20 protein-coding genes are annotated in these 23,670 nt (G+C 70.9%); 15 read left to right on the top strand and 5 right to left on the bottom strand.

Annotated features, from left to right (window positions below; all coding sequences use genetic code 11):
- Window positions 1-152: 152 nt before the first annotated feature.
- The 6 genes from AB0N82_RS12040 to AB0N82_RS12015 all read left to right on the top strand — a co-directional run bounded on the left by AB0N82_RS12040 (window position 153) and on the right by AB0N82_RS12015 (window position 4,786).
- Complete coding sequence (locus tag AB0N82_RS12040) at window positions 153-668, top strand: tetratricopeptide repeat protein (protein WP_315995587.1); 516 nt, start codon at window positions 153-155, stop codon at window positions 666-668.
- 78 nt (window positions 669-746) lie between these two features.
- Window positions 747-1,331 (top strand): ATP-dependent Clp protease proteolytic subunit, encoded by a 585-nt coding sequence (locus tag AB0N82_RS12035; protein WP_058231493.1) that lies wholly within the window; start codon window positions 747-749, stop codon window positions 1,329-1,331.
- A 23-nt stretch (window positions 1,332-1,354) separates the two neighbouring features.
- The gene (locus AB0N82_RS12030; protein WP_315995588.1) at window positions 1,355-2,017 is read left to right on the top strand and encodes an ATP-dependent Clp protease proteolytic subunit; all 663 of its coding nucleotides are present in this window, start codon (window positions 1,355-1,357) and stop codon (window positions 2,015-2,017) included.
- A 261-nt stretch (window positions 2,018-2,278) separates the two neighbouring features.
- A complete protein-coding gene (gene clpX / locus AB0N82_RS12025; protein ID WP_315995589.1) occupies window positions 2,279-3,547 on the top strand; it encodes an ATP-dependent Clp protease ATP-binding subunit ClpX in 1,269 nt (422 codons plus the stop codon).
- 41 nt (window positions 3,548-3,588) lie between these two features.
- Window positions 3,589-4,122: a hypothetical protein gene (locus AB0N82_RS12020; RefSeq protein WP_363391847.1), complete on the top strand. Its 534-nt coding sequence runs from the start codon at window positions 3,589-3,591 to the stop codon at window positions 4,120-4,122.
- Between the two features lie 154 nt (window positions 4,123-4,276).
- Complete coding sequence (locus AB0N82_RS12015; protein ID WP_315995591.1) at window positions 4,277-4,786, top strand: GNAT family N-acetyltransferase; 510 nt, start codon at window positions 4,277-4,279, stop codon at window positions 4,784-4,786.
- 42 nt (window positions 4,787-4,828) lie between these two features.
- Here AB0N82_RS12015 and AB0N82_RS12010 read toward each other — a convergent pair whose 3' ends face one another.
- The 3 genes from AB0N82_RS12010 to valS form a co-directional block, all read right to left on the bottom strand.
- Complete coding sequence (locus tag AB0N82_RS12010; RefSeq protein WP_363391844.1) at window positions 4,829-6,877, bottom strand: M3 family metallopeptidase; 2,049 nt, start codon at window positions 6,875-6,877, stop codon at window positions 4,829-4,831.
- A gap of 190 nt (window positions 6,878-7,067) precedes the next feature.
- On the bottom strand, window positions 7,068-7,316 hold the full coding sequence (locus tag AB0N82_RS12005) for a hypothetical protein (RefSeq protein WP_298872502.1): 249 nt from the start codon (window positions 7,314-7,316) through the stop codon (window positions 7,068-7,070).
- Window positions 7,316-9,886, bottom strand: coding sequence for a valine--tRNA ligase (gene valS / locus AB0N82_RS12000; RefSeq protein WP_363391842.1), 2,571 nt, complete (start codon window positions 9,884-9,886; stop codon window positions 7,316-7,318). The genes AB0N82_RS12005 and valS overlap by 1 nt, the downstream gene beginning before the upstream one ends.
- Window positions 9,887-10,276: 390 nt before the next feature.
- Here valS and AB0N82_RS11995 point away from each other — a divergent pair, with 390 nt between their 5' ends.
- The 9 genes from AB0N82_RS11995 (at window position 10,277) to ndk (ending at window position 22,493) form a co-directional block, all read left to right on the top strand.
- Window positions 10,277-11,116 carry a DUF559 domain-containing protein gene (locus tag AB0N82_RS11995; RefSeq protein ID WP_363391840.1) on the top strand — a complete coding sequence of 280 codons (840 nt, stop codon included), beginning with the start codon at window positions 10,277-10,279 and terminating at the stop codon, window positions 11,114-11,116.
- 386 nt (window positions 11,117-11,502) lie between these two features.
- Window positions 11,503-13,116 carry an ABC transporter substrate-binding protein gene (locus AB0N82_RS11990; protein ID WP_363391838.1) on the top strand — a complete coding sequence of 538 codons (1,614 nt, stop codon included), beginning with the start codon at window positions 11,503-11,505 and terminating at the stop codon, window positions 13,114-13,116.
- A 25-nt stretch (window positions 13,117-13,141) separates the two neighbouring features.
- Window positions 13,142-14,119, top strand: coding sequence for an ABC transporter permease (locus AB0N82_RS11985; protein WP_363391836.1), 978 nt, complete (start codon window positions 13,142-13,144; stop codon window positions 14,117-14,119).
- Window positions 14,116-14,946, top strand: a complete 831-nt coding sequence (locus tag AB0N82_RS11980) for an ABC transporter permease (RefSeq protein ID WP_315995598.1) — start codon at window positions 14,116-14,118, stop codon at window positions 14,944-14,946. Before AB0N82_RS11985 ends, AB0N82_RS11980 begins: the two co-directional genes overlap by 4 nt.
- Window positions 14,943-16,490, top strand: coding sequence for an ABC transporter ATP-binding protein (locus tag AB0N82_RS11975; RefSeq protein WP_363391833.1), 1,548 nt, complete (start codon window positions 14,943-14,945; stop codon window positions 16,488-16,490). The genes AB0N82_RS11980 and AB0N82_RS11975 overlap by 4 nt, the downstream gene beginning before the upstream one ends.
- 428 nt (window positions 16,491-16,918) lie before the next feature.
- The gene (ileS, locus tag AB0N82_RS11970) at window positions 16,919-20,314 is read left to right on the top strand and encodes an isoleucine--tRNA ligase (protein WP_363391831.1); all 3,396 of its coding nucleotides are present in this window, start codon (window positions 16,919-16,921) and stop codon (window positions 20,312-20,314) included.
- Window positions 20,311-21,663: a folylpolyglutamate synthase/dihydrofolate synthase family protein gene (locus AB0N82_RS11965; protein ID WP_363391829.1), complete on the top strand. Its 1,353-nt coding sequence runs from the start codon at window positions 20,311-20,313 to the stop codon at window positions 21,661-21,663. The genes ileS and AB0N82_RS11965 overlap by 4 nt, the downstream gene beginning before the upstream one ends.
- A complete protein-coding gene (locus AB0N82_RS11960; RefSeq protein ID WP_363391827.1) occupies window positions 21,660-22,073 on the top strand; it encodes a DUF4233 domain-containing protein in 414 nt (137 codons plus the stop codon). The genes AB0N82_RS11965 and AB0N82_RS11960 overlap by 4 nt, the downstream gene beginning before the upstream one ends.
- A 3-nt stretch (window positions 22,074-22,076) precedes the next feature.
- Window positions 22,077-22,493: a nucleoside-diphosphate kinase gene (ndk, locus tag AB0N82_RS11955; RefSeq protein WP_103209139.1), complete on the top strand. Its 417-nt coding sequence runs from the start codon at window positions 22,077-22,079 to the stop codon at window positions 22,491-22,493.
- Window positions 22,494-22,740: 247 nt separating this feature from the next.
- Here the strand turns inward: ndk and AB0N82_RS11950 are convergent, their stop codons facing one another.
- Both AB0N82_RS11950 and AB0N82_RS11945 read right to left on the bottom strand, forming a co-directional pair.
- Window positions 22,741-22,977, bottom strand: coding sequence for a PLDc N-terminal domain-containing protein (locus AB0N82_RS11950; protein ID WP_315995603.1), 237 nt, complete (start codon window positions 22,975-22,977; stop codon window positions 22,741-22,743).
- 24 nt (window positions 22,978-23,001) lie between these two features.
- Window positions 23,002-23,601, bottom strand: a complete 600-nt coding sequence (locus AB0N82_RS11945; protein WP_363391826.1) for a vitamin K epoxide reductase family protein — start codon at window positions 23,599-23,601, stop codon at window positions 23,002-23,004.
- Between the last annotated feature and the right edge of the window lie 69 nt (window positions 23,602-23,670).

The raw sequence follows: 23,670 nt of genomic DNA, 5'->3' as shown, positions 1-23,670 counted from the left end.
TCCCGGATTCCGGTGAGCGTCCACGACACGCCCTCCAGCGCACCGCTCGCGCGTCGTGTCCAGACGCTCGACATCCGGGTCACCGACCCCTGTTGAGTGTCCCGAACACGCCGCGCGTACCGACGGTCGGCGGAGTGTCCTGGACACTCGACATGCCTGACGAGAGATGGATGCGACACATGGACGACTGGCAGAGCAGAGTGGATGCCGTCTGGGCCGATGATGCGCTCAGCCCCACCGAGGTGATCTCGCGGATCGACGAGCTCGCCGCCGAGCGACCCGACGACGACGCCGTGGCGCTCTTCGAGCGGGCGGGAGCACGCGACTCGGCGGGCGTCGAGGACGAGGCCGAGGTGTTGTACCGTCGCGCGCTCGAGATCGGCCTCGACGATGAGCGCCGCACCCGCGCGACGATTCAGCTCGCCAGCACCATCCGCAACCTCGGCAAGACGGAGGAGGCGCTCGGGATGCTCCGGGCGGAGTACGAGCGCGAGCCGCGCGGGGAGCTGCACGACGCGGCTGCCGCCTTCTACGCCCTCGCGCTGGTGTCGAGCGGGGAGCCGGAGCAGGCGGCATCCGTCGCTCTCCAGGCCCTCGCGCCGCACCTGCCGCGCTATACCCGTTCCGTGACCGGATACGCGCGAGAAATCGCCGACGATCCGCGCTGATCCGCCCGCGGCGAACACGGCATCCCGCCCCCGGACCCGCCGGTAGATTCGTTGCAGATCACCGGAAGAGGAGCACACATGCCCGAACCCCTTATGGCAACGAGCGTCTTCGACAGGCTGCTGAAGGACCGCATCATCTGGCTCGGTTCGGAGGTGCGCGACGAGAACGCGAACGAGATCTGCGCCAAGATCCTGCTGCTCGCGGCAGAGGACCCGCAGAAGGACATCTACCTCTACATCAACTCGCCCGGCGGCTCCATCACGGCCGGCATGGCGATCTACGACACGATGCAGTTCGTGCCGAACGACATCGTCACCGTCGGCATCGGCATGGCGGCGTCGATGGGCCAGCTGCTGCTGACCAGCGGCACCAAGGGCAAGCGCTACATCACGCCCAACGCGCGCGTGCTGCTGCACCAGCCCCACGGCGGCTTCGGCGGCACGTCGAGCGACATCCAGACGCAGGCGCAGCTCATCCTCGACATGAAGCGCCGCCTCGCCGAGATCACCGCGAACCAGACCGGCAAGAGCGTCGAGCAGATCAACGCCGACGGTGACCGCGACCGCTGGTTCACCGCTCAGGAGGCCCTCGAGTACGGCTTCGTCGACCACATGCGCGAGCACGCCACCGACGTCACCGGCGGCGGCGGAACCGCGGCCTGAGTCGAGAGGAAAAGGACACCGACATGAACATCCCCACCTTCGGTGGCGCAGCGGCCCACATGCCCTCGAGCCGCTACGTCCTTCCTCAGTTCGAGGAGCGCACGGCCTACGGCTACAAGCGCCAGGACCCCTACAACAAGCTGTTCGAGGACCGCGTCATCTTCCTGGGCGTCCAGGTCGACGACGCCTCGGCCGACGACGTCATGGCCCAGCTGCTCGTGCTCGAGTCGCAGGACCCCGACCGCGACATCATCATGTACATCAACTCGCCTGGCGGCTCGTTCACGGCCATGACGGCGATCTACGACACGATGCAGTACGTCTCGCCGCAGATCCAGACCGTGGTTCTCGGTCAGGCCGCGTCCGCGGCATCCGTGCTCCTGGCCGCCGGCGCGCCCGGCAAGCGTCTGGCCCTGCCGAACGCCCGCATCCTGATCCACCAGCCCGCCATGGGCGAGGCCGGTCACGGGCAGGCGTCCGACATCGAGATCCAGGCGCAGGAGATCCTCCGTATGCGCACCTGGCTCGAAGAGACGATGGCCCGCCACACCGGTCAGGACGTCTCGAAGGTCAACAAGGACATCGACCGCGACAAGATCCTCTCCGCCGCCGAGGCGATGGAGTACGGCATCGTCGACCAGGTGCTCACGACCCGCAAGCGTCAGCCCGCGGCCCTCACCGCCTGACACGCTCGCGACACGACGAAGCCCCGCAGACCCGTTTCGGTCTGCGGGGCTTCGTCGTGCGCGGGGCGCTCCGTGTGAGTCGCCGGAATTCGCCGTCCCCGGCGATGCGGGAGCGACAGATCCTGGCGACTCACGCGGGGGAGGGAGGGTCCGCCGTCGGCGATCACGACACCGCCGGGCGCGCAAATGCCCTCGGATGTCGCGGGCTCGGGTTAGGCTCGGGTACACACCGGCGGGGGCCGGGTGACGGGAGGAACCGGCATGGCACGCATCGGTGAGAGCGCCGACCTGTTCAAGTGCTCCTTCTGCGGCAAGAGCCAGAAGCAGGTGCAGCAGCTGATCGCCGGTCCCGGCGTGTACATCTGCGACGAGTGCGTGGAGCTCTGCAACGAGATCATCGAAGAGCGCATGGCCGAATCCTCGGCCGGCGAGGTCGCCGAATTCGACCTGCCCAAGCCGCGCGAGATCTTCTCCTTCCTCGAGGAGTACGTCGTCGGTCAGGAGCCCGCCAAGCGCGCCCTGGCCGTCGCCGTCTACAACCACTACAAGCGCGTCCGCGCGCACGGCACGCTGCAGCCCGCCGAGGCGCGCGCCGAAGAGATCGACATCGCCAAGAGCAACATCCTGCTGCTGGGCCCCACGGGCTGCGGCAAGACCTACCTCGCCCAGACGCTCGCGAAGCGCCTCAACGTGCCGTTCGCGGTGGCGGATGCCACGGCCCTCACCGAGGCCGGCTACGTCGGTGAAGACGTCGAGAACATCCTCCTCAAGCTCCTCCAGGCCGCCGACTTCGACGTCAAGCGCGCCGAGCAGGGCATCATCTACATCGACGAGGTCGACAAGATCGCCCGCAAGGCCGAGAACCCCTCGATCACGCGCGACGTGTCGGGTGAGGGCGTGCAGCAGGCGCTCCTGAAGATCCTCGAGGGAACCGTCGCCTCGGTTCCGCCGCAGGGGGGCCGCAAGCACCCGCATCAGGAGTTCATCCAGATCGACACGACGAACGTGCTGTTCATCGTGGCCGGTGCCTTCGCGGGGCTCGAGGAGATCATCTCCGCTCGCGTCGGCAAGCACGGCGTCGGCTTCGGCGCTCCGCTGCAGCGTAAGGAGGACGCGCCCGATCTCTTCAGCGAGGCGCTGCCCGAAGACCTGCACAAGTTCGGTCTGATCCCCGAGTTCATCGGTCGTCTGCCCGTCGTGGCATCCGTCTCGCCGCTGGATCAGGACGCGCTGATGGAGATCCTCACCGCGCCCCGCAACGCCCTCGTCAAGCAGTACCAGCGCATGTTCGAGCTCGACGGCGTGCAGCTCGAGTTCGACGACGACGCGCTGCGCGCGATCGCCGATCTCGCGGTGGCCCGCAAGACGGGTGCGCGCGGTCTGCGCGCGATCCTCGAGGACGTGCTCGGCCCCATCATGTTCGACGTGCCCTCGGCCGACGACATCGCGAAGGTCGTCATCACCCGCGCGGCCGTCGAAGACGGAGCCCAGCCGACGATCGTGCTGGCGCAGAAGCGCCGCAGCGCCTGACCACTCCGCTCGTGTTCCACGGGCGCGGTGAGCGGCTGCGGGTGAGCCCTCTCGCCGTCGGGGGAGTGACGCGCGGGGCGCGGCTGGTCGTGCGTGACGATCCGGGGGCTGCGCTGTCGACTCTCGTCGACGCCCTGCGTGCCGAGCGGTTCGACGTCGGCGACGACCGCATGTCGCGGGCCCTGTCGGCGCGGGGGTCGGAATGGATCGCGCAGGACGTGCGCATCGGGGATCCCTCCCCGACATGGTCGTCGGGGATCTTGGATGCCGCGCTGCAGCACACCCCGCTCGCCTTCCTACCCGGGCTCCGCCGACGCGCCACCCCGACGGTCGTCGTCGCGAGCGCCCGCGCTCACGACGAAGGGGCGGAGCTCGTGGCGTTCTCGCACCCGACCCTGGTCGGCTGGACCACGACGAACGACGCGGCGCACCTCCTCACCGCTGCCCTCGACCGCGTCGAGGCGCAGTACGCGCCCGCGGGACTCCTGGTGACGCGAGAGGCCCTGCGCGGCATCGCGAACGACGGAGCGCCCGCCTCGCAGCAGTTCGTCCGCGACGTGCTCGGCTGGCGCTGAGGTCCTCCGCTCCCGCGTCCGCGGTGCACCGGTGCGCGGACGCCCTCCGGCGGCCGGGCCGAGGAGCGCGCGGCCGGCGCGCCCACCCGACGGACGCCGAGCACCGTCCTGCACCCCGAGGCCAAAGAGGTTCCGAGGCGGGCAGGATGGAGGGATGCTGTCCGCTCTTGCTGTCCCCGTCGCCCTGTCGAGTCGAGCCGGGGAGGTGCAGCTGCGTCGGGCCGTTCCGGCCGACCTGTCCGGGCTGATGGTCCTTCTCGCGGATGATCCGATCAGTGCGGCGCGCGGCGACCGCGGTGACGATTCCGACGGCACGGCCTATGCGGCGGCGCTGCGAAGCGTGCTCGAGGCTCCGTTGAACGACCTCCTCGTCGTCGACGATGCGGAGGGCCGTCTCGTCGGCACCCTGCAGCTCACCGTCATCCCCGGCATGGCCCGACGCGGCGCCACCCGCCTGCTGGTGGAGGCCGTGCGCGTGGCCTCGACGGAACGCTCGGCGGGCATCGGCACGGCCGTGATGCAGTGGGTGATGCACGTGGCCGCACCGGCGACCGGCGCGAGCCTCGTGCAGCTGACCTCCGACGCGGCGCGCGTGGACGCCCACCGGTTCTACACGCGTCTCGGCTTCGTCGACTCGCACATCGGGTTCAAGTACGCGCTCTGACCCGGCGTCCCCGGACGCCGGGAGCGGCCGCGCGCACCGACCTCAGCCGGCGAGACCGCGCCGCTCGAGGAGCGGCTGGATCTCGGCATCCCGACCCCGGAAATCGCGGTAGGCGGCGAGGGGATCGCCGGACCCACCGACCCCCAGCAGCCTCCGGCGGAAGCGGTCGCCGTTCGCGCGCGTGAGTCCGCCGTTCTCGCGGAACCACTCCACGGTGTCGGCGTCGAGCACCTCGCTCCAGATGTAGGAGTAGTACCCGGCGCTGTACCCGCCCGAGAAGACGTGCGCGAAGTACGTCGAGGCGTAGCGGGTGGGAACGGCGGGGTTGTCGAGGCCGATGTCGGCGAGGGCTCGCGCCTCGAACTCCGCCACGTCGATACCCGCCGAGGCCTGGTCGACCGAGAGGCCGTGCCACGCCTGGTCGATCCAGGAGGCCGCGAGGTACTCGCTGGTCGCGAAGCCCTGGTTGAACGCCTCGGAGGCGTGCAGTCGCTCGACGACATCGGCGGGGAGCGGCTCGTCGGTGTCGATGTGGCGGGCGTAATTCGTGAGGATCTCGGGCCAGAGGATCCACATCTCGTTCACCTGGCTGGGGAACTCGACGAAGTCGCGGTAGACGGCCGTGCCGCCGAAGTGCGGATAGGTCACCGTCGCGAAGAGCCCGTGCAGGGCGTGGCCGAACTCGTGGAAGAGGGTGGTGACCTCGTCGAGCGTCAGCAGCGTCGGGGTTCCGGGAGCGGGCTTGTTGACGTTGAGGTTGTTGACCACCACCGGGGCCGTGCCGCGGAGCCGGGACTGCGTCACGATCGAGTTCATCCACGCGCCCCCGCGCTTCGTGTCGCGCGTGTACAGGTCGAGCAGGAACAGCCCGAGCTCGCCGCCGTCGGCGTTGTGCACCTCGAACACGCGCACGTCGGGGTGGTACCCCTGCAGGTCGTGGCGTTCGGTCATGCGGATGCCGTAGAGCTGCTCGGCGGCGAAGAACACGCCGTCGCGCAGCACGCGCTCGGCCTCGAACCACGGCCGGAGGGCCGCGCGATCGAGGTCGTACCGTTGGGCGCGCACCTTCTCGGTGTAGAACGCCCAGTCGTGGGCTTCGATGCGGATGCCGTCGGCATCCGCGATCTCCTGCAGGGCGTCCTGCTCGCAGCGTGCGTTGGCCGCTGCGGGGGCGGCGAGCCGTCGCAGCAGGTCGCGCGCGGCATCCGGCGACCCCGCCGTCTGATCCGCGAGGACGGCCGCCGCGTGCGAGGGGTAGCCGAGAACGGCGGCGCGCTCGGCGCGCAGGCGCACGATCTCGCGGAGGAGCCCGCGGTTGTCGTTGTCGTTGCCGCGCGCGGCGCGGGAGCGCGACGCCTCGAGCAGGCGGCGGCGGCTCTCACGATCCGTCAGAGAGGCGAGAAGCGGGTGCCCCGTGTACAGGGTGAGGGTGACGACGTAGCGGCCGTCGAGTCCGCGGCTGGTCGCTGCCTGAGCGGCGGCGGACAGTTCGCCGTCGCTGAGTCCGTCGAGTTCGGCGGCGGTGTCGAACACCACCGCGAGGTCGTTCGTGTCGGCGAGGAGGTTCTTCTCGAAGGTGTTGGTGAGCACCGACAGTCTCTGATTGAGCTCGGTCAAGCGCTGCTTCTCGGCGTCGTCGAGGCCGGCGCCCGCGAGCGACATCTCGCGGTGGTACCGCTCGACGAGGTAGCGGCTCTCGGCGTCGAGATCGAGGTCGTCGAGCTGCGCGTGCACGGCGGCGATGCGGGCGAACAGCGCGGAGTCGAGCTGGATGGCGTCGCGGTGTGCCGACATGAGCGGAGCGAGCTCCTCTTCGACGGCCTGGATCTCCGCGGTGCCGTCAGCACCGGTGACGGTGTAGAACGTGCGGCTCACACGACCGAGCAGTTCGCCGCTGCGCTCGAGTGCGACGAGCGTGTTCTCGAAGGTCGGCGCATCGGACTGCGCGGTGATCGTGTCGATCTCGTCGCGCTGTGCGGCGAAGCCGGCCTGGAACGCGGGCAGGTAGTGCTCGACGCGGATGCTGCCGTAGGGCGGCAGATCGTAGGGGAGCGAGGGCGGCGCGAGGAGGGGATTGGGGGCATCCGTCATCGGTCCAGCCTAGGCGGCGTGCCGTCCGCGGTCACGGCCGCGGCTCTTCCGCTGCGACGGCATCGACGCGCTCAGCCACCCGGGGCGGAGGGTCCTGAGCCTGCCGAAGGGACCGGGACCTCTCGACGTCGAACGAGAGAGCCCGCCGTCCGCCCGGAGGCGGCGGCGGGCTCTCTCCGGCGACGACGGCTCAGGCGAACTCGGCGTCGTCGTCATACCGCACGACGACCTCGCCCGAGGCCTCCTGCGAGACGATGACCCCCGTGTCGAGCTCGGCCACGGGGCGTCCTTCGAGGAAGGTCAGCGTCCACCGCGGCGCGGGGGCGCTCAGACCATCGGGGTTGAGCGCGGCCTCGACCGCGGCGATCTGGGCGTGCAACGCCTCGGGAACGGCCTTCGGCGGCTGCTCACGGGCGGTCCAGCGGGTTCCGAGCTGCATCAGGCCTCCTGGGGTGCGAACACGATGTCGGTGACGGTGGTGGTGTCGGCCTCGGCGAACGAGATCGTCTCGATGCGCCCGACCGCGCGCAGGTCGCCCTCGGCGAGACGCAGGGCCGCGACGTTCGGACCCGACACGATCAGCGAGGTGACCGGCGTCTTCTGCGAGGCCTTGGCCTCGGTCTTGGCGCGACGGATGCCGATGAGCGCGGCGCTCACCGCGGTCAGGACCGCGGGGTCACCCTCGATGCCCAGCGGCTCGGGCCAGGAGGCGGTGTGCACCGATCCCTCTTCGAACCACGACCACACCTCTTCGGACGCGAACGAGAGCACGGGGGCGAACAGGCGCACGAGCGTCGACAGGGCCGTTCGCAGCGCGAGGGCCGCCGAGGCCTGACCCACGTCGGTCTGGTCGTAGGCGCGCTCCTTGACGAGCTCGAGGTAGTCGTCGCAGAACGTCCAGAAGAACGACTCCGTGATCTCCAGCGCGCGTGCGTGGTCGTACGCCTCGAACGCGGCGGTGGCGTCGCGCACGACGGCATCCAGGGTCGCCAGTATCGACGCGTCGAGCGCGTGCGTGACCTGGGCCCCCTCGGGGACGGGGAACGACAGCACGAACTTGGCCGCGTTCAACAGCTTGATCGCGAGGCGCCGACCGATCTTCACCTGCGTGGGGTTCTGCGGGTCGAACGCCGCGTCGGTGCCGAGGCGGCTCGACGCCGACCAGTAGCGCACGGCGTCGGAGCCGTGCTGCTTGAGGATGTCGGCGGGCGTCACGACATTGCCCTTCGACTTCGACATCTTCTTGCGGTCGGGGTCGACGATGAAGCCCGAGATCGCGGCATCCGACCAGGGGCTCCGGTCGTCCTCGAGCGCGCTGCGCAGCATCGTGGAGAAGAGCCAGGTGCGGATGATGTCCTGACCCTGCGGGCGCAGGTCGAACGGCGAGACGAGGTTCCACAGCTCCTCGTCGCGCTGCCAGCCACCGGCGAGCTGCGGGGTGAGCGAGGACGTCGCCCACGTGTCGAGGATGTCGCGCTCGGCGTCGAAGCCGCCGGCGACGCCCCGCTGATCCTCCGTGTAGCCCGGGGGCACGTCGGTCGTCGGGTCGACGGGGAGCGAGGCGAGGTCGGGCGTGAGCACGCGCGAGTAGTCCCGCTCGCCGTTCTCGTCGAGGCCGTACCAGACGGGGATCGGCACGCCGAAGAACCGCTGGCGCGACACGAGCCAGTCGCCGGTGAGGCCGTTGGTCCAGTTCTCGAAGCGCACGCGCATGAAGTCCGGATGCCACGACATCTCGCGGCCGAGGGCCACCAGACGCTCGCGCAGCTCGGCATCCCGAGCGCCATTGCGGATGTACCACTGGCGCGTCGACACGATCTCCAGCGGGCGGTCGCCCTTCTCGAAGAACTTCACGGGGTGGGTGAAGGGCTTGGGGGCGCCCTCCATGGCGCCGGACTCCTGCAGGAGCTCGACGATGCGCTTCTTGGCGCTGAACACCGTCTTGCCCGCGAGTTCCGCGTACGCCGCCTTCGCGGCATCCGTCACGATCACATCGGGGGCCTCGGCGACGATGCGACCGTCCTTGCCGATGATCGTGCGGTTCGGCAGGTCGAGCTCGCGCCACCAGATGATGTCGGTCACGTCGCCGAAGGTGCAGATCATGGCGATGCCCGATCCCTTGTCCTTCTGCGCGAGGGGGTGCGCGAGCACGGGCACCTCGACGTCGAACAGCGGGGTGCGCACCGTGGTGCCGAACAGCGGCTGATAGCGCTCGTCATCCGGGTTCGCCACGAGCGCCACGCACGCCGGCAGCAGCTCGGGACGGGTGGTCTCGATGAACACGTCGCCCGAGCCGTCGGTCTTGGCGAAGCCGACGCGGTGGTAGGCGGCGGGCTGGTCGCGGTCCTCGAGCTCGGCCTGGGCGATCGCGGAGCGGAAGTCCACGTCCCACAGCGTGGGGGCGAGCGCCTGGTAGGCCTCGCCGCGCTCGATGTTGCGCAGGAACGCCAGCTGACTCGTGCGGATCGAGTCGTCCGAGATCGTGCGGTAGGTCTGGGTCCAGTCGACGCTGAGGCCCAGCTCGCGGAACAGCTCCTCGAACTGCTTCTCGTCTTCGATGGTGAGCTGCTCGCACAGCTCGATGAAGTTGCGGCGGCTGATGGGCACCTGGTCGGCGGCCTTGCTGCTCTTGTTGTCGCCGCCCGCGAACGGCGGGGTGAAGTCGGCGTCGTAGGGGAGCGAGGGGTCGCAGCGCACGCCGTAGTAGTTCTGCACGCGGCGCTCGGTCGGCAGGCCGTTGTCGTCCCAGCCCATCGGGTAGAACACCGTCTTGCCGCGCATGCGCTCGAAGCGCACCTTCACGTCGGTGTGGGTGAACGAGAACACGTGGCCGATGTGAAGGCTTCCGGATGCCGTCGGCGGCGGGGTGTCGACCGAGTACACGCCCTGACGGCCGGCCTCTGCGGCGCGCAGGCGGTCGAAGACGTACGTGCCGCGCTCGTTCCACGCGGCGTCCCACTTCTGCTCGAGGCCTTCCAGCGCGGGCTTGTCGGGAATGGTGGCAGCCATGGGGTACTCCTCGAGCGATATGGGCGGCACTGTGTGAGCGTGCCTGATGGGTGTGGGGTCCAGAATACCGGGGTCGCGGGCGGCACGTGGGTCTGCGGAGGGTGTGGCGGGAGCTGGCCGTGAACGAGACAGGGCCAGGGCGCTCCCGCCGCCGCCCTAGCGTTCGCGATCTGCCCAGCGTCAGTCGTGTTCGAGGTTCGGTGACTGAGCGGAGGCGGATTGCGAACGGGGAGCGGTGATAGGAGAGGGCGGACAGTGTCAATGCCTGCGGAGTGGACGGGAGATCGGGTTCGACAGTCGCTCGGCGACCCTTCCTCCCCAGGGCTTCGTGGTTCCACGGATCGTCCCATCGGCCCCGGTGGCTCTCCGCGAGCGGACACGATGGACGGTATGCACCCTCCGCCGACTCTTCTAATCGCCGATCGTGTGGCGCTGCTCGGCGGCGTCGCCCGCTCGACACGGCTCCTCGACGAGGGACACAGCAAGCATCACCTGGCCCGCGCGGTGGAGAAGGGACTGCTCTTCCGCGTGCAACGCAACTGGGTGGCCGTTCCGGGTGCGGATCCGCTTCTCGTCGCAGCGGCCCGTACGGGCGTCGTGCTGTCTTGCGTCACCGCGGCTCGGCGTCTGAAGCTCTGGATCGCAGAGTCGCCCGAGCTCCCGCATGTCGCGTACCGCGGGTCGGGTCGGGTGCGTGGGCCCGCAGCCGTCGTCCATTGGCAGCGACCGGTCGTCCCGAGGCATCCTGACGCCCTCGAAGACGGGGTGGAGAACGTGCTCATGACGGTCGCAGCGTGTCAGCCCTACGAACGGGCGCGAACGGTGTGGGACTCGGCGCTCAACCAGCGACTCATCGACGTGGAGGTTTTGCGGCGGCTGCCGTGGACGGGAGCGGCGCGGCGCCTCGCTCACGAGTCGTCACCGTGGGCCGACTCCGGGCTCGAGACCATCTTCATCGTTCGGCTGCGGTGGTTGCATCTCCCCGTCCGCCTGCAGATCTGGATCGCGGGTCACCGCGTCGATGTGCTGATCGGCGAGCGTCTCGTGGTTCAGATCGATGGCGCGCATCACGTCGGCGCACAACGGACTTCCGACATCGATCACGACGCGCAGCTCATGCTGATGGGCTATCACGTCATCCGAGTCGGGTACGCCCAGGTCATGCACCAGTGGGAGGACGTGCAGGAGCGGATCATGCACGCCGTCGCGCAAGGTCTGCACAAGGCCTGACGCACGGCCGACCGGGAGAGTGGTGGGCGCCGTCCTGGCGAGGGTCGAGGCCCGGTGCCGTCGCAGGGTCAGTTATCTGCCCTGAGGCGGGTGCCGTGGCAAGGAGGCGACTGATCGGGCGCCGATCACTGACCCCGGCCGGATCGCTGACGTGGGCCGGGGTCGAAGCTCGGTGCCTCTGCAGGCTCAGTGACCTGCTCCGGGTAAGTGCGGTGGCGGGGAGGCGACTGATCGGAGGCCGATGACTGACCCAGGGCAGACGACCGCACAACGGCCGATCGCCCCGCACGGGCAGATCGCGCGGCGCCGCAGCCGCCACTTTCCGCACCCGGTCCAGGAACACCGGTAGGCTGGGGGTTCCCCACCCGATACCTCGAGGTTTCGTCATGCCCTCTCAGCTTTCCCGCCGCGTCCTCTCGGCCGTGGCCGTCGGCGCGGTCGCCGCTCTGTCCCTCTCCGCCTGCGCCGGGTCCGACCCGGCGGCATCCGGTGACGGCGAGATCGTCTGGGCCATCGAGGGCGCGAACCTCTCGGCCGGCAAGATGGACCCGCAGACCAGCCAGCTCGACGTCACCGCGATGGTGCAGCGGGCCGTGCTCGACTCGCTCGTGTTCCAAGAGGCCGACGGATCGTTCTCGCCCTGGCTCGCCGAGTCGTGGGACATCGAGGACGGCGGCGCGAGCTACCTCTTCCGCCTGCGCGACGACGTGACCTTCCACGACGGCACGCCCTTCGACGCGGCCGCGGTCAAGGCGAACTTCGACCGCATCGTCGACCCCGACACCGCCTCCGCCCAGGCCGCGAGCATGCTCGGCGGCGAGCTGTACGCGGGCACCGACGTCGTCGACGAGCACACCGTGCGCGTGCGGTTCACGCAGCCGTACGCGCCGTTCCTGCAGGCCGCGAGCACGGCGCTCCTCGGCTTCTACTCCCCGAAGGTGCTCGAGACCCAGGCCGACCAGCTCGCCGCGGGCGGTCCCGACGTCACCGTCGGCACGGGCCCCTTCGAGCTGACCGAGTACACGCCCGACCAGGACATCGTCTACACCCGCAACGACGACTACACCTGGGGTCCCGACGGCGCCGGCGCGCCGACCTTCAAGACGCTTCGCGTCGACATCCTCCCCGAGGCCTCGGTGCGGGTGGGGGCGCTCTCCAGCGGCCAGGCGGACGTCGTGACCAACCTGCCGCCGAACCTCGTGTCGCAGGTGCCGGCCGACGACACCGTCCAGTCGATCGCCTACCCGGGCCTGCCCTACTCGCTCTTCCTCAACGAGAAGTACGGTGTCTTCGCCGATCAGAAGGTGCGCCAGGCGTTCACCCGTGCGATCGACGTCGACACCGCCGTGAGCGAGATCTTCTTCGGCCAGTACCCTCGCGCGTGGAGCATCCTCGGCGCCACCACCCCCGGCTACGACGCGAGCCTCGAGAACTCGTGGCCCTTCGATCCGGCCGCCGCGAACGCCCTGCTCGACGAGGCCGGCTGGACCGGACGGGATGCCGACGGCATCCGCACCAAGGACGGCCAGCGCCTCACGGCCCGCTGGATCGCCTGGACCCCCGTGCCCGATGACCGCGCCGCGCTGGCCAACGCCGTGCAGAGCGACCTGAAGGCCGTGGGCTTCGACCTGCAGCGCGAGGTGCTCGAGCCGGGCGCGTACAACGAGCAGTACGGCCCGAAGACCTACGACGTCACCGACTGGGGCTTCTCCGGCGTCGACCCCGACCTGCTGCGCAGCCACCTCGCGACCGACGGGTTCCAGAACGCCTCGCAGGTGAGCGACCCGGCGATCGACGCCCTCCTCGAGCAGGGCGCCTCGACCACCGACACGGCCGCGCGCAACGACGTGTACGCCCAGGTGCAGCAGTGGAACGCCGAGCACGCCGCGATCGTGCCCCTGTACAGCCCCACGCTGATCAGCGCCGTGCGCCCCGACGTCACCGGGCTGAGCTTCGACCTCTACGGTCGTCCGCTCTTCGCCACCGCCACGGTCGGCTGAGCGCCCCTGCGACGACGGATACCGGATGCCACGCTCTCGCCCGCGCGCGATCCTCACGCGCGTCGGCGGGCTCGTGGCATCCGTCGTCCTGGTCCTGTGGGGGGCGGCGACCCTGGCGTTCGTGGCCTTCCGCGTCATCCCGGGCGATCCCGTCGAGGTGATGCTCGGGCCGCAGGCGCAGGTGAGCGATGCGGTCAAGGCGGCGATGCGCAGCGATCTCGGCCTCGACCGCCCGGTGCTCGAGCAATATGCGGCGTTCCTCGGTCGCCTCGCCCGCGGCGACCTGGGCGAGTCGTACCAGCTGCGCCTGCCCGTGACCGAGGTGATCGGCCGGCAGCTCGGGCCGACGCTGCAGCTCTCGGCGCTCGCCCTGGTGATCGCGCTGGTGCTGGCCCTGGCATCCGCTCTGCTCGTGCGCGGGCGGACGGGCCGGGCCGTGGCATCCGGAATCGAGCTCGTGGTGCTGTCGTCGCCGGTGTTCTGGACGGGGCTCGTGCTGCTCAGCGTGTTCTCGTTCCAGCTGGGGTGGTTCCCGGTGTCGGGGGCGCGGGACGGCGCCGCGATCGTGCTCCCCGCGGTGACGCTGGCCCTGCCCGTCGCGGCCCTGCTGTCGCAGGTGCTGCGCGACGGCGTCGAGGCGGCCGAGCGCGAACCGTTCCTGCTGATCGTGCGGGCCCGCGGCGCCGGGGCGGTGCGCGAGAGCGTGCACCACACGCTGCGGCACGCGGGCGTCGGGGGACTCACCCTCGCCGCCTACCTCGTCGGATCCCTGCTGGGCGGGGCGGTGCTGGTCGAGACCGTATTCGCCCGACCGGGCATCGGCCGCGTGACGCTCACCGCCATCACCGACCGCGACCTGCCCGTGATCACCGGGGTGATCCTGCTCAGCGCGCTCGTCTTCGTCGTGGTCAACACGATCGTCGACCTCGTCGTGCCCCTCATCGACCCGCGGCTGCGTTCCGCGGGACCTGCTCTGCGCACGCGGACGGCGGTGCCGTCGTGAGCGGGCGCGCGACGAGCCGCGCCGGACGAACGGCGGCGCTGGGCGCCGCGGGCGTCGTGCTGGCGGCCATCGCCCTCGCCGCCGTCGCGCCGACGCTGCTGGCGACCCATGACCCGCTGCTCACCGACGTGCGCTCCGCGCTGCAGCCGCCCAGCGCGGCGCACTGGTTCGGCACCGATCAGAGCGGCCGCGACGTCTACTCGCGCGTCGTGCACGGGGCGGGGCGCTCGGTCGGCATCGGCCTGCTCGCCACCACCCTGGCGCTCGCGGTCGGCGTCGTGGCGGGCTCGCTGTCGGCCGTGGCGCCGCGCTTCGTCGACGCGGCCACGATGCGTGTGGTCGACGTGCTGCTGGCCTTCCCCGAGTTCCTCGTGGCGCTGCTCGTGGTGGCGGTACTCGGTCCCGGCGCGGTCAACGTCGCGATCGCGGTGACGATCGCGGCGGTTCCGGTGTACGTGCGACTCGCGCGCGCGCAGACGCGCTCGCTCGCGGCGGCGGAGCACGTCGAAGCGGCGCGCCTCATCGGCGTTCCCGCCCCGGTGGTGCACGTGCGCCACGTGCTGCCGGGGGTGCTCGGTGCCGTCAGCGTGCTCGCGACCATCGGGATCGGGACGAGCATCCTCGCCGCCGCGGGGCTCAGCTTCCTGGGACTCGGTCCCACCGAGCCGACGCCGGAGTGGGGCCTCATGCTCTCCGCGGGGCGCAACCTCCTGCTGCAGGCCCCGTGGGTGGCGCTGTTCCCGGGGGTGGCGATCACCGCGACCGTGGTGAGCGTCAGCGTCATCGGCCGCATCCTCCGCGCACGGGTCGAGGAGCGGGGCGCATGAGCGGCGTGCGGGTGCGGGGCTTGCGCATCGACGGTCCGTCGGGCGCGATCGTCAGCGGTCTCGACCTCGACGTCGCTCCGGGGGAATGCGTCGCGATCGTCGGCGAGTCGGGCACCGGCAAATCGGTGAGCGCCCGGGCGCTGCTGGGGCTCACACCGACGAACCTGCGAAGCACGGCCGACGAGCTCGAGATCGACGGCGTCGACGCGCGCGGCTTCGGCGAGAGGCAGTGGAGAGGGCTCCGCGGTCGTCGCATCGCACTGGTGTCGCAGGACGCCCTCGTCTCGCTCGATCCTCTGCGCCGCATCGGTGCCGAGGTCGCCGAGCCGGTCCGCATCCACGAGCCCGCGGTGCGCGGTGCCGCTCTCGCCACCCGGGTGCGCGACAGCCTCGAGCGCGTGGCGATGCCGGAGCCCGACGAGCGTGCGCGGCACTACCCGCACGAGCTGTCGGGGGGCCTTCGTCAGCGCGCGCTCATCGCCTCCGCGCTGGCGGCGCACCCCGCGGTGCTGGTCGCCGATGAACCCACGACGGCACTGGATGCCACCGTGCAGGCCCGCGTGCTGGGCCTGCTCCGCCGCATCGCCGACGACGGCGTGGCGGTCGTGTTCATCAGCCACGATCTCGGTGCGGTCGCCCGGGTCGCCGATCGCATCGTCGTCATGCACGAGGGACGCGTCATCGAGACCGGTGCGACGGCCGAGGTGCTGGCATCCCCTCGCGATCCGCACACGCGAGCGCTCGTGGCGGCGGTCTCGCACGAGCCGCTCGGCCGGGCCCCGCGCACCGACGAGCCCCTGGTGAGCGCCGAGGGCCTCGTCAAGCGTTTCGACGATCGCGTGGCGGTCGACGGCGTCTCGCTCGCGGTGCGCCGCGGGCGCACCCTCGCGGTGGTGGGGGAGTCGGGCTCGGGCAAGACGACCCTCGCCCGCATGATCGTGGGGGTGACGGATCCGGATGCCGGGTCGCTGCGCTTCGACGCCCGTCCCTGGTCATCGCGGGTCGCCGTCGGCGCCGCGCGCACGCGCGTGCAGCTGGTGCAGCAGAATCCGTGGGGCGCGCTCGACCCGCGATGGACGGTCGGACGAACCCTGACCGAGGCCGTCGCCGCCGGAGGGGTGCCGCGCAGGGGGCGCCGCGCCGCCGTCGCCGCGCTGCTGGACGAGGTCGGGCTCTCCCCGGGGTTCGTGCGCCGTCGTCCCGCGCAGCTTTCCGGCGGGCAGCGGCAGCGCGTGGCGATCGCTCGCGCCCTGGCGGTGTCGCCCGATCTTCTCGTGCTCGACGAGCCCGTGTCGGCCCTCGACGCCGCGGTGCGGGCGCGCATCCTCGACCGCCTCCTCGCGCTGCAGGCCGAGCGCGACCTCGCGATGGTGTTCATCACGCACGACCTCGACGTGGTCGCCGCGATCGCCGACGACGTCATCGTGATGAAGGACGGTCGAGTGGTCGACTCGGGCGCCGTCTCGTGCGTCTTCGCCGACCCCGGGCACCCCTTCACGCGCGAGCTGCTCGCCGCCGCCGGCCTGGGCCCCGCGGCATCCTGAGCCCGCTCCGGGTCGCCGGCCCCCGCAGCCGCATCCCTTCCCACGCGCCCGCCCCGCGGCCGCACGCCCTCCCGCACGCCGCGCCCGGCGCCCGGGCCCGCCCCCGTCGAGCGTCGAGCGTCCACGACACGCCGCATCGCTCCGTGCCGTGCGGCGTGTCGTGGACACTCGACCTGAACGGCGTCCGGTACGTCCTGAGAACCGCCGCGTAAGACGCCCGGCTCGCGTAGAATGGGGGGAACGGCGTCGATCCGGCCATCACCGGGGAGCTCGTGGAAGAAACGGGTCCAGGCCCGGACTAGAACCGCGCGGGGCAGGCCCGTCACAGCCGCAGTGAGAGTGGCGCTCCGTCGCGGGGCGCAATGCAGGGTGGTACCGCGGTCCCCACAGGATCGTCCCGGCGAGCAGACCTCGACCCGCGGAGAGACATGACCTACCCTCGCCCCTCATCCTTCGGCCCCGCCGCTGACCTCAGCGCCGCGGAGACGGCATCCGTCGTCCCCAGCCCCCGCTTCCCGACCATCGAGCAGGACACGCTCGCGTTCTGGCGGAGCGACGACACCTTCCGTGCGTCGATCGCGAACCGCGAGGGCGCCGAGGAGTGGGTGTTCTACGACGGCCCGCCGTTCGCGAACGGCCTGCCGCACTACGGTCACCTGCTCACCGGCTACGCGAAGGACGTCTTCCCGCGCTTCCAGACCATGCGCGGCAAGAAGGTCGACCGCGTCTTCGGGTGGGACACCCACGGCCTGCCCGCCGAGCTCGAGGCGATGAAGCAGCTCGGCATCACCGAGAAGGACGAGATCGAGGCGATGGGCGTGGCGACCTTCAACGCCAAGGCCCGCGACTCGGTGCTCGAGTACACGCGCGAGTGGCAGGACTACGTCACGCGCCAGGCCCGCTGGGTCGACTTCGAGCGCGGCTACAAGACGCTCGACACGACCTACATGGAGAGCGTCCTCTGGGCCTTCAAGACCCTGCACGACAAGGGCCTCGCGTACGAGGGCTACCGCGTGCTGCCGTACTGCTGGCGCGACGAGACGCCGCTGTCGACGCACGAGCTGCGCATGGACGACGACGTGTACAAGATGCGCCAGGACCCGTCGGTCACCGTGACGTTCCCGCTCGTCGGCGCCAAGGCCGAGGCCCTGGGCCTCACGGGTGTGCGCGCCCTGGCGTGGACGACGACGCCGTGGACGCTGCCGACGAATCTCGCGCTCGCGGTGGGTCCCGGCATCCGGTACGCGGTCGTCGAGGGCGGACCCCACGGCGCCGCCGACGTGCACCGGGCTCCCGACGGCACGGCCGACGAAGCCTTCGAAGCGGTCGCGCATCGCTACCTGCTGGCCGAGGACCTGCTGCCGAACTACGCCAAAGACCTGGGCTACGAGAGCCCGGATGCCGCTCGCGCGGCCGTGCAGACCACGATCCTGGGCGCGGAGCTCGAGGGCGTGTCGTACGACCGCCTCTTCGACTACTACGCCGACGCCGAGACGTGGGGGACGCAGAACGCGTGGAAGATCCTCGTCGACGACTACGTCACCGTCTCCGATGGCACCGGCATCGTGCACCAGGCTCCGGCCTACGGTGAGGACGACAAGCGTCTCGGGGATGCCGCGGGCCTGCCGACCATCATCTCGCTCGACGACGGCGGCCGGTTCCTCTCGGCGGTCACCGACGTCGCGGGGGAGCTCTGGATGGAGGCCAACCGGCCCCTCATCCGCTTGCTCACGCAGGCCGGCCGCCTGCTGCGCGAAGCGTCGTACGAGCACTCGTACCCGCACTGCTGGCGCTGCCGGAACCCCCTGATCTACAAGGCCGTGTCGAGCTGGTTCGTGCGCGTGACCGACATCAAGGACGATCTGCTGGCGAACAACCAGCAGATCACCTGGGTGCCCGAGAACGTCAAGGAGGGCCAGTTCCGCAAGTGGCTCGAGGGCGCGCGCGACTGGTCGATCAGCCGCAACCGCTACTGGGGTTCGCCGATCCCGGTCTGGAAGAGCGACGACCCGAACCACCCGCGCGTCGACGTGTACGGCTCGCTCGCCGACATGGAGGCCGACTTCGGCCGCCTCCCGCGCAACGCCGACGGCGAGGTGGATCTTCACCGTCCCTACATCGACGATCTGACGCGCCCGAACCCCGACGACCCGACGGGTGAGTCGACGATGCGCCGCATCGAAGACGTCCTCGACGTCTGGTTCGACTCGGGTTCGATGCCGTTCGCGCAGGTGCACTACCCGTTCGAGAACCACGAGTGGTTCGACGAGCATGCCCCCGCCGACTTCATCGTCGAGTACATCGGGCAGACCCGCGGCTGGTTCTACGTCATGCACGTCCTGTCGACCGCGCTCTTCGACCGCCCGGCCTACACGGGCGTGTCGTGCCACGGCATCGTGCTCGGCAACGACGGGCAGAAGATGTCGAAGTCGCTGCGCAACTACCCCGACGTCCGCGAGGTCTTCGACCGCGACGGCTCGGATGCCATGCGGTGGTTCCTCATGTCGTCGAGCGTGCTGCGCGGGGGGAACCTCGTCGTGACCGAGGAAGGCATCCGCTCGGGCGTGCGCGAGTTCCTGCTGCCGCTGTGGAACGCGTGGTACTTCTTCGCGACCTACGCGAATGCGTCAGGCACTGAGGGGTACACCGCCGAGTGGCGCACCGACTCGACCGACGTGCTCGACCGGTACATCCTCGCGCTCACCGGCGACCTCGTGACGAACGTCGCGGCCGATCTCGAGGGCCTCGACTCCACGACCGCGGCCGAGCGCCTGCGCGACTTCGCCGAGGTGCTGACGAACTGGTACATCCGCCGCTCGCGCGACCGCTTCTGGGTCGGCGTGACCGACGACCCGACGAGCCGCGAGGCCTTCGACACGCTCTACACCGTGCTCGAGACGCTCACCCGCGTCGCCGCCCCGCTCATCCCGCTCGTGTCGGAGCGCGTGTGGCAGGGGCTCACCGGCGGGCGCAGCGTGCACCTGACCGACTGGCCCGACGCCTCGGCGTTCCCCGCGGCGGAAGACATCCGCACCGCGATGGACACCGTCCGCGAGGTCTCCAGCGTCGCCAACGCCCTGCGCAAGAAGGAGGGCAAGCGCGTGCGCCTGCCGCTTCCGCGTCTGACGGTGGTGACCCCGGATGCCGCGGGCCTCGCGCAATTCGACGACATCCTGAGCGAGGAGCTCAACGTGAAGAGCGTCGAGCAGGTCGCGCTGCAGGACGGCACCGCCGCCGAGTACGGGATCACGCACCGCCTGTCGGTCAACGCGCGGGCCGCGGGGCCGCGCCTGGGCAAGCAGGTGCAGCAGGCGATCAAGGCCGCCCGCGAGGGCGACTGGAGCGAGCTCGACGGACAGGTCGTCGCCGGCGGCATCCCGCTCGAGCCCGCCGAGTACGACCTGGTCGTCGAGACCGCGGGCCGGCCGGAGGGCGAGGCGCTCGCGGTCCTCGCCGGCGGTGGTTTCGTGCTGCTCGACACCGTCACCACCCCCGAGCTCGAGGCCGAGGGCCTGGCGCGCGACATGATCCGCGGCATCCAGGACACCCGCAAGGCCGCCGGCTTCGACGTGAGCGACCGCATCTTCCTGTCGCTCACCTTCGTCGAGGACGCGGACGCGCAGGCGGTCGCCCAGGCGTTCGATGCCGCCGGGGTGGCCTCCGAGACGCTCGCCGAGGCGGTCGTCCTGGCCGGTCCCGAGGGCCGGCTCATCGAGCGCGGTTCCGCCCTGCCCGCCGAGTACGAGACGCAGCTCGCCGCCAAGACGTACGCGAACGTCGGTGCCGTCACGGTCGCCGTCGCGCGGATCGGAGCCCCCGCATGAGCGACCGCACCCGCGCCGACGCCGTCTACAGCGCGCTCCTCGAGCGCCAGGGCGAGCAGTGGGTCCAGCCGCGCGTCGAACGCACGCGCCGCGTGCTCGAGCTGCTCGCCGACCCGCAGCGCACGTACCGCGTGATCCACGTCACCGGCACCAACGGGAAGACCTCGACCAGTCGCATGATCGAGAGCCTGTTGCGCGCGATTGGCCTGCGGACGGGCCTGTTCACCAGCCCTCACCTCGAGCGTTTCACCGAGCGCATCCTCATCGACGGCGAACCCGTGGCGGATGCCGCGATCGCCGACGCGTGGGACGAGATCCAGCCGTTCGTCGACATGGTGGATGCCGAGCTCTCGGCATCCGACGACGCTCCGCTGACCTTCTTCGAGCTCCTCACCGTGCTCGCCTTCGTCGTGGCGGCGGACGCCCCGATCGATGTGCTCGTGCTCGAGGTCGGCATGGGCGGCGAGTGGGATTCCACCAACACCGCCGACGGGGACGTGGCGGTGTTCACCCCGATCGACATCGACCACGCGGACCGCCTCGGGTCGACGATCGCCGAGATCGCGACCGTCAAGGCCGGGATCATCAAGCCCGGTGCGGCGGTCGTCACGGCCGCCCAACCGCCCGAGGCGCTGCGGGCCATCCGCGCGCGCGCCGAGAAGGAGGGCGCCACCGTCTCCGTGGCGGGCGACGGCTTCGCCCTCGAAGACCAGACCCTGGCCGTCGGCGGGCAGCAGGTGTCGATCCGCGGCGTGGCCGGGAGCTACCGCGAGGTGTACCTCCCGCTCTACGGGGCCCACCAGGGCGCCAACGCCGCCCTCGCCGTCGCCGCGGTCGAGTCGCTCATCGGCGGGGGAGAGCAACCGCTCAACGCCGACGTCGTGGCCGACGGCCTCGGCAACGCGACCTCGCCGGGCCGCCTGCAGCTCCTCGGTACCGCGCCGACCGTGTTCGTCGACGCCGCCCACAACCCGCACGGCGCCCGCGCCCTGGTCGCGGCGTTGAGAGAGTCGTTCGACATCGACGAGTGGGGCGCCGTGGTCGGCATCCTGGAGGGGAAGGATGCCGCGGGCATCATGACGACGCTCGCCCCGGCCGTCGCCCGGGTCTTCGCCACCGCGCCCGACAGCGACCGCGCGACCGATCCCGATGCGATCGCCGATGTCGCCGAGGCCGCCGGCCTGCCGGTGACGGTGCACCCGACGCTCGAGGACGCCGCCGACGCGGCGCGCTCCTGGGCCGTCGAGTCGGACCGACGGGCTGTCGTGATCGCCGGGTCCGTCGTTCTCGCGGGAGAGGCTCTGCGCCTGTCGGAACTCGAGGACTGGAAGGCCGGGTGGCAGGGATGAGCCCGCACGAACCGCGTGCCCCGCGGCCCCGTCGTCAGCGCGGCGCGCAGGAGTCCCTCGGCGCGGTGGTCCTCGGCTTCGAGTCGATCATCGTCTTCCTCGGCGGTCTCGTGGTCTACGGCCTCAAGGTGCTTCCGTTCGGCATCGAGCCGTGGTGGGGGATCGTCGGCGGTGTCGTCCTCGCCGTCGCCATGGTCGCGGTCTCGGGCTCGTTGCGGCACCGCTGGGCGCTGTTCGCCGGGTGGGGGCTGCAGGTGCTCCTCCTGCTCGGGGGGTTCCTGGTTCCGGCCCTCGCCGTGGTCGCTCTCATTTTCGGCGGCATGTGGGCGTATGCGACGATCAAGGGAGCGGCCCTCGATCGTGCGAACGCGCGGCGGGCCGCCGACCCCGACCTCTCGAACGGAGAATGACCCATGGCCACCGAAGAGACCCTCGTCCTGGTCAAGCCCGATGGCGTGGCTCGCGGCCTGACCGGCGCGATCCTCGCCCGCATCGAGGCGAAGGGCTACGCCCTCGTCGACATCCGCCTGGTCGAGCCCGACCGTGAGACCCTCGCCCGGCACTACGCCGAGCACGAGGGCAAGCCCTTCTACGAGCCGCTGCTCGAGTTCATGATGTCGGGCCCCTCGGTCGCGATCCGCCTCGCGGGCAACCGCGTCATCGAGGGATTCCGCTCCCTCGCCGGCACGACCGACCCCACCACCGCCGCCCCCGGCACCATCCGCGGCGACTTCGGCCGCGACTGGGGCCTCAAGGTGCAGCAGAACCTCGTGCACGGCAGCGACAGCGTCGAATCCGCGGAGCGCGAGCTCGCGATCTGGTTCGCCTGAGCCTGGATGCCGAGAAGGCCGTCGCCCGAGAGGGTGGCGGCCTTCGTCGCTCCCGCGGACCTGTCGTGACGCACCGCCGGCCCGTCGCGGCGTGAGGTGGCTGAGCCTGTCGACGCCACCGCCTCGGCGGTTCCCGGCCCCTTCGACGGGGTCAGGGACCTCCGCTCGCGACCCGGGTGGCTGAGCCTGTCGACGCCACCGCCCCCCCCGGGACTCTGTGCCGCCGGGTGCGCTCGGGCCCCGCGTTTCAGACGCGCGGACGACTCACCGCGCTCCGGCGACCCGCCGTGAGCCAGGCCACCGGACCCAGCACGGGCACCAGCAGAATGAGCGCCGCCCACAGTGCCACCGCCAGTGACGACGCCGAGTCGGCCGTGCGCGAGAGACTGACCAGCCCCCAGATCGCGAGCCCCAGCGCGACGACGGCGCCACCCGACCACACGAGGTCGCTCGTCGCGGGCACCAGGGGGTTCACGGCATCCATGTCCCGAACGCTACCGCGCTCGCGTCAGAGCTGCGACAGCACGTCCAGGCGCACCTGCGCCAGCACGGCGACGACGACGTAGCCCGCGAAGCTCATGAGGGGCACCCACACCATCAGTCGGTCGGCGATCTCCCGCACCTTCGGCGCGCCCGGGATCACGCCCTCGCGCAGCACGTGCAACGTCACCACGAAGAACGACGGGATGACCACCGACCACGTGACCATGCACCACGGGCAGAGGGTCGCGAGGACGAAGAGGCTCTGCGCGATGAGCCAGACGACGAAGCCGATGGCGAAGACGAACCCGAGCCAGAACAGCCCCCAGAACCACCGGGCGAACCGGGCACCCGCCAGCAGCGCCATTCCGACCACGATCGGCGCGATCCACGCGGCGAGGCCGATGATCGGGTTGGGGAAACCGAAGACGCTGCCCTGCGACGATTGCAGATTGGTCGAGCACTGCACGAGGACGCTGAAGTCGCACGAGGCGGCGGCCCCCGGGTTCATGAGCTGATGGAAGCGTTCCATGGTGAGCGAGAACGCCGCCCACCATCCGACCGCGCCCGCGAGGATCAACCAGATCGCGACGCCGATCGGACGACGGGGGGTGACGCTTTCGCTCATGGGGCGATTCTGCCACCGTCGGCATATCGGCCCGCTGTGGGCCTCTCGGCGTCGAGCGAACGCCGGGAG

Origin of the sequence: Microbacterium sp. NPDC089186 (assembly GCF_040685115.1) — a bacterium.
Lineage (GTDB): Bacteria > Actinomycetota > Actinomycetes > Actinomycetales > Microbacteriaceae > Microbacterium > Microbacterium galbum.
This window is presented reverse-complemented; position numbering and strand designations above follow the sequence as displayed.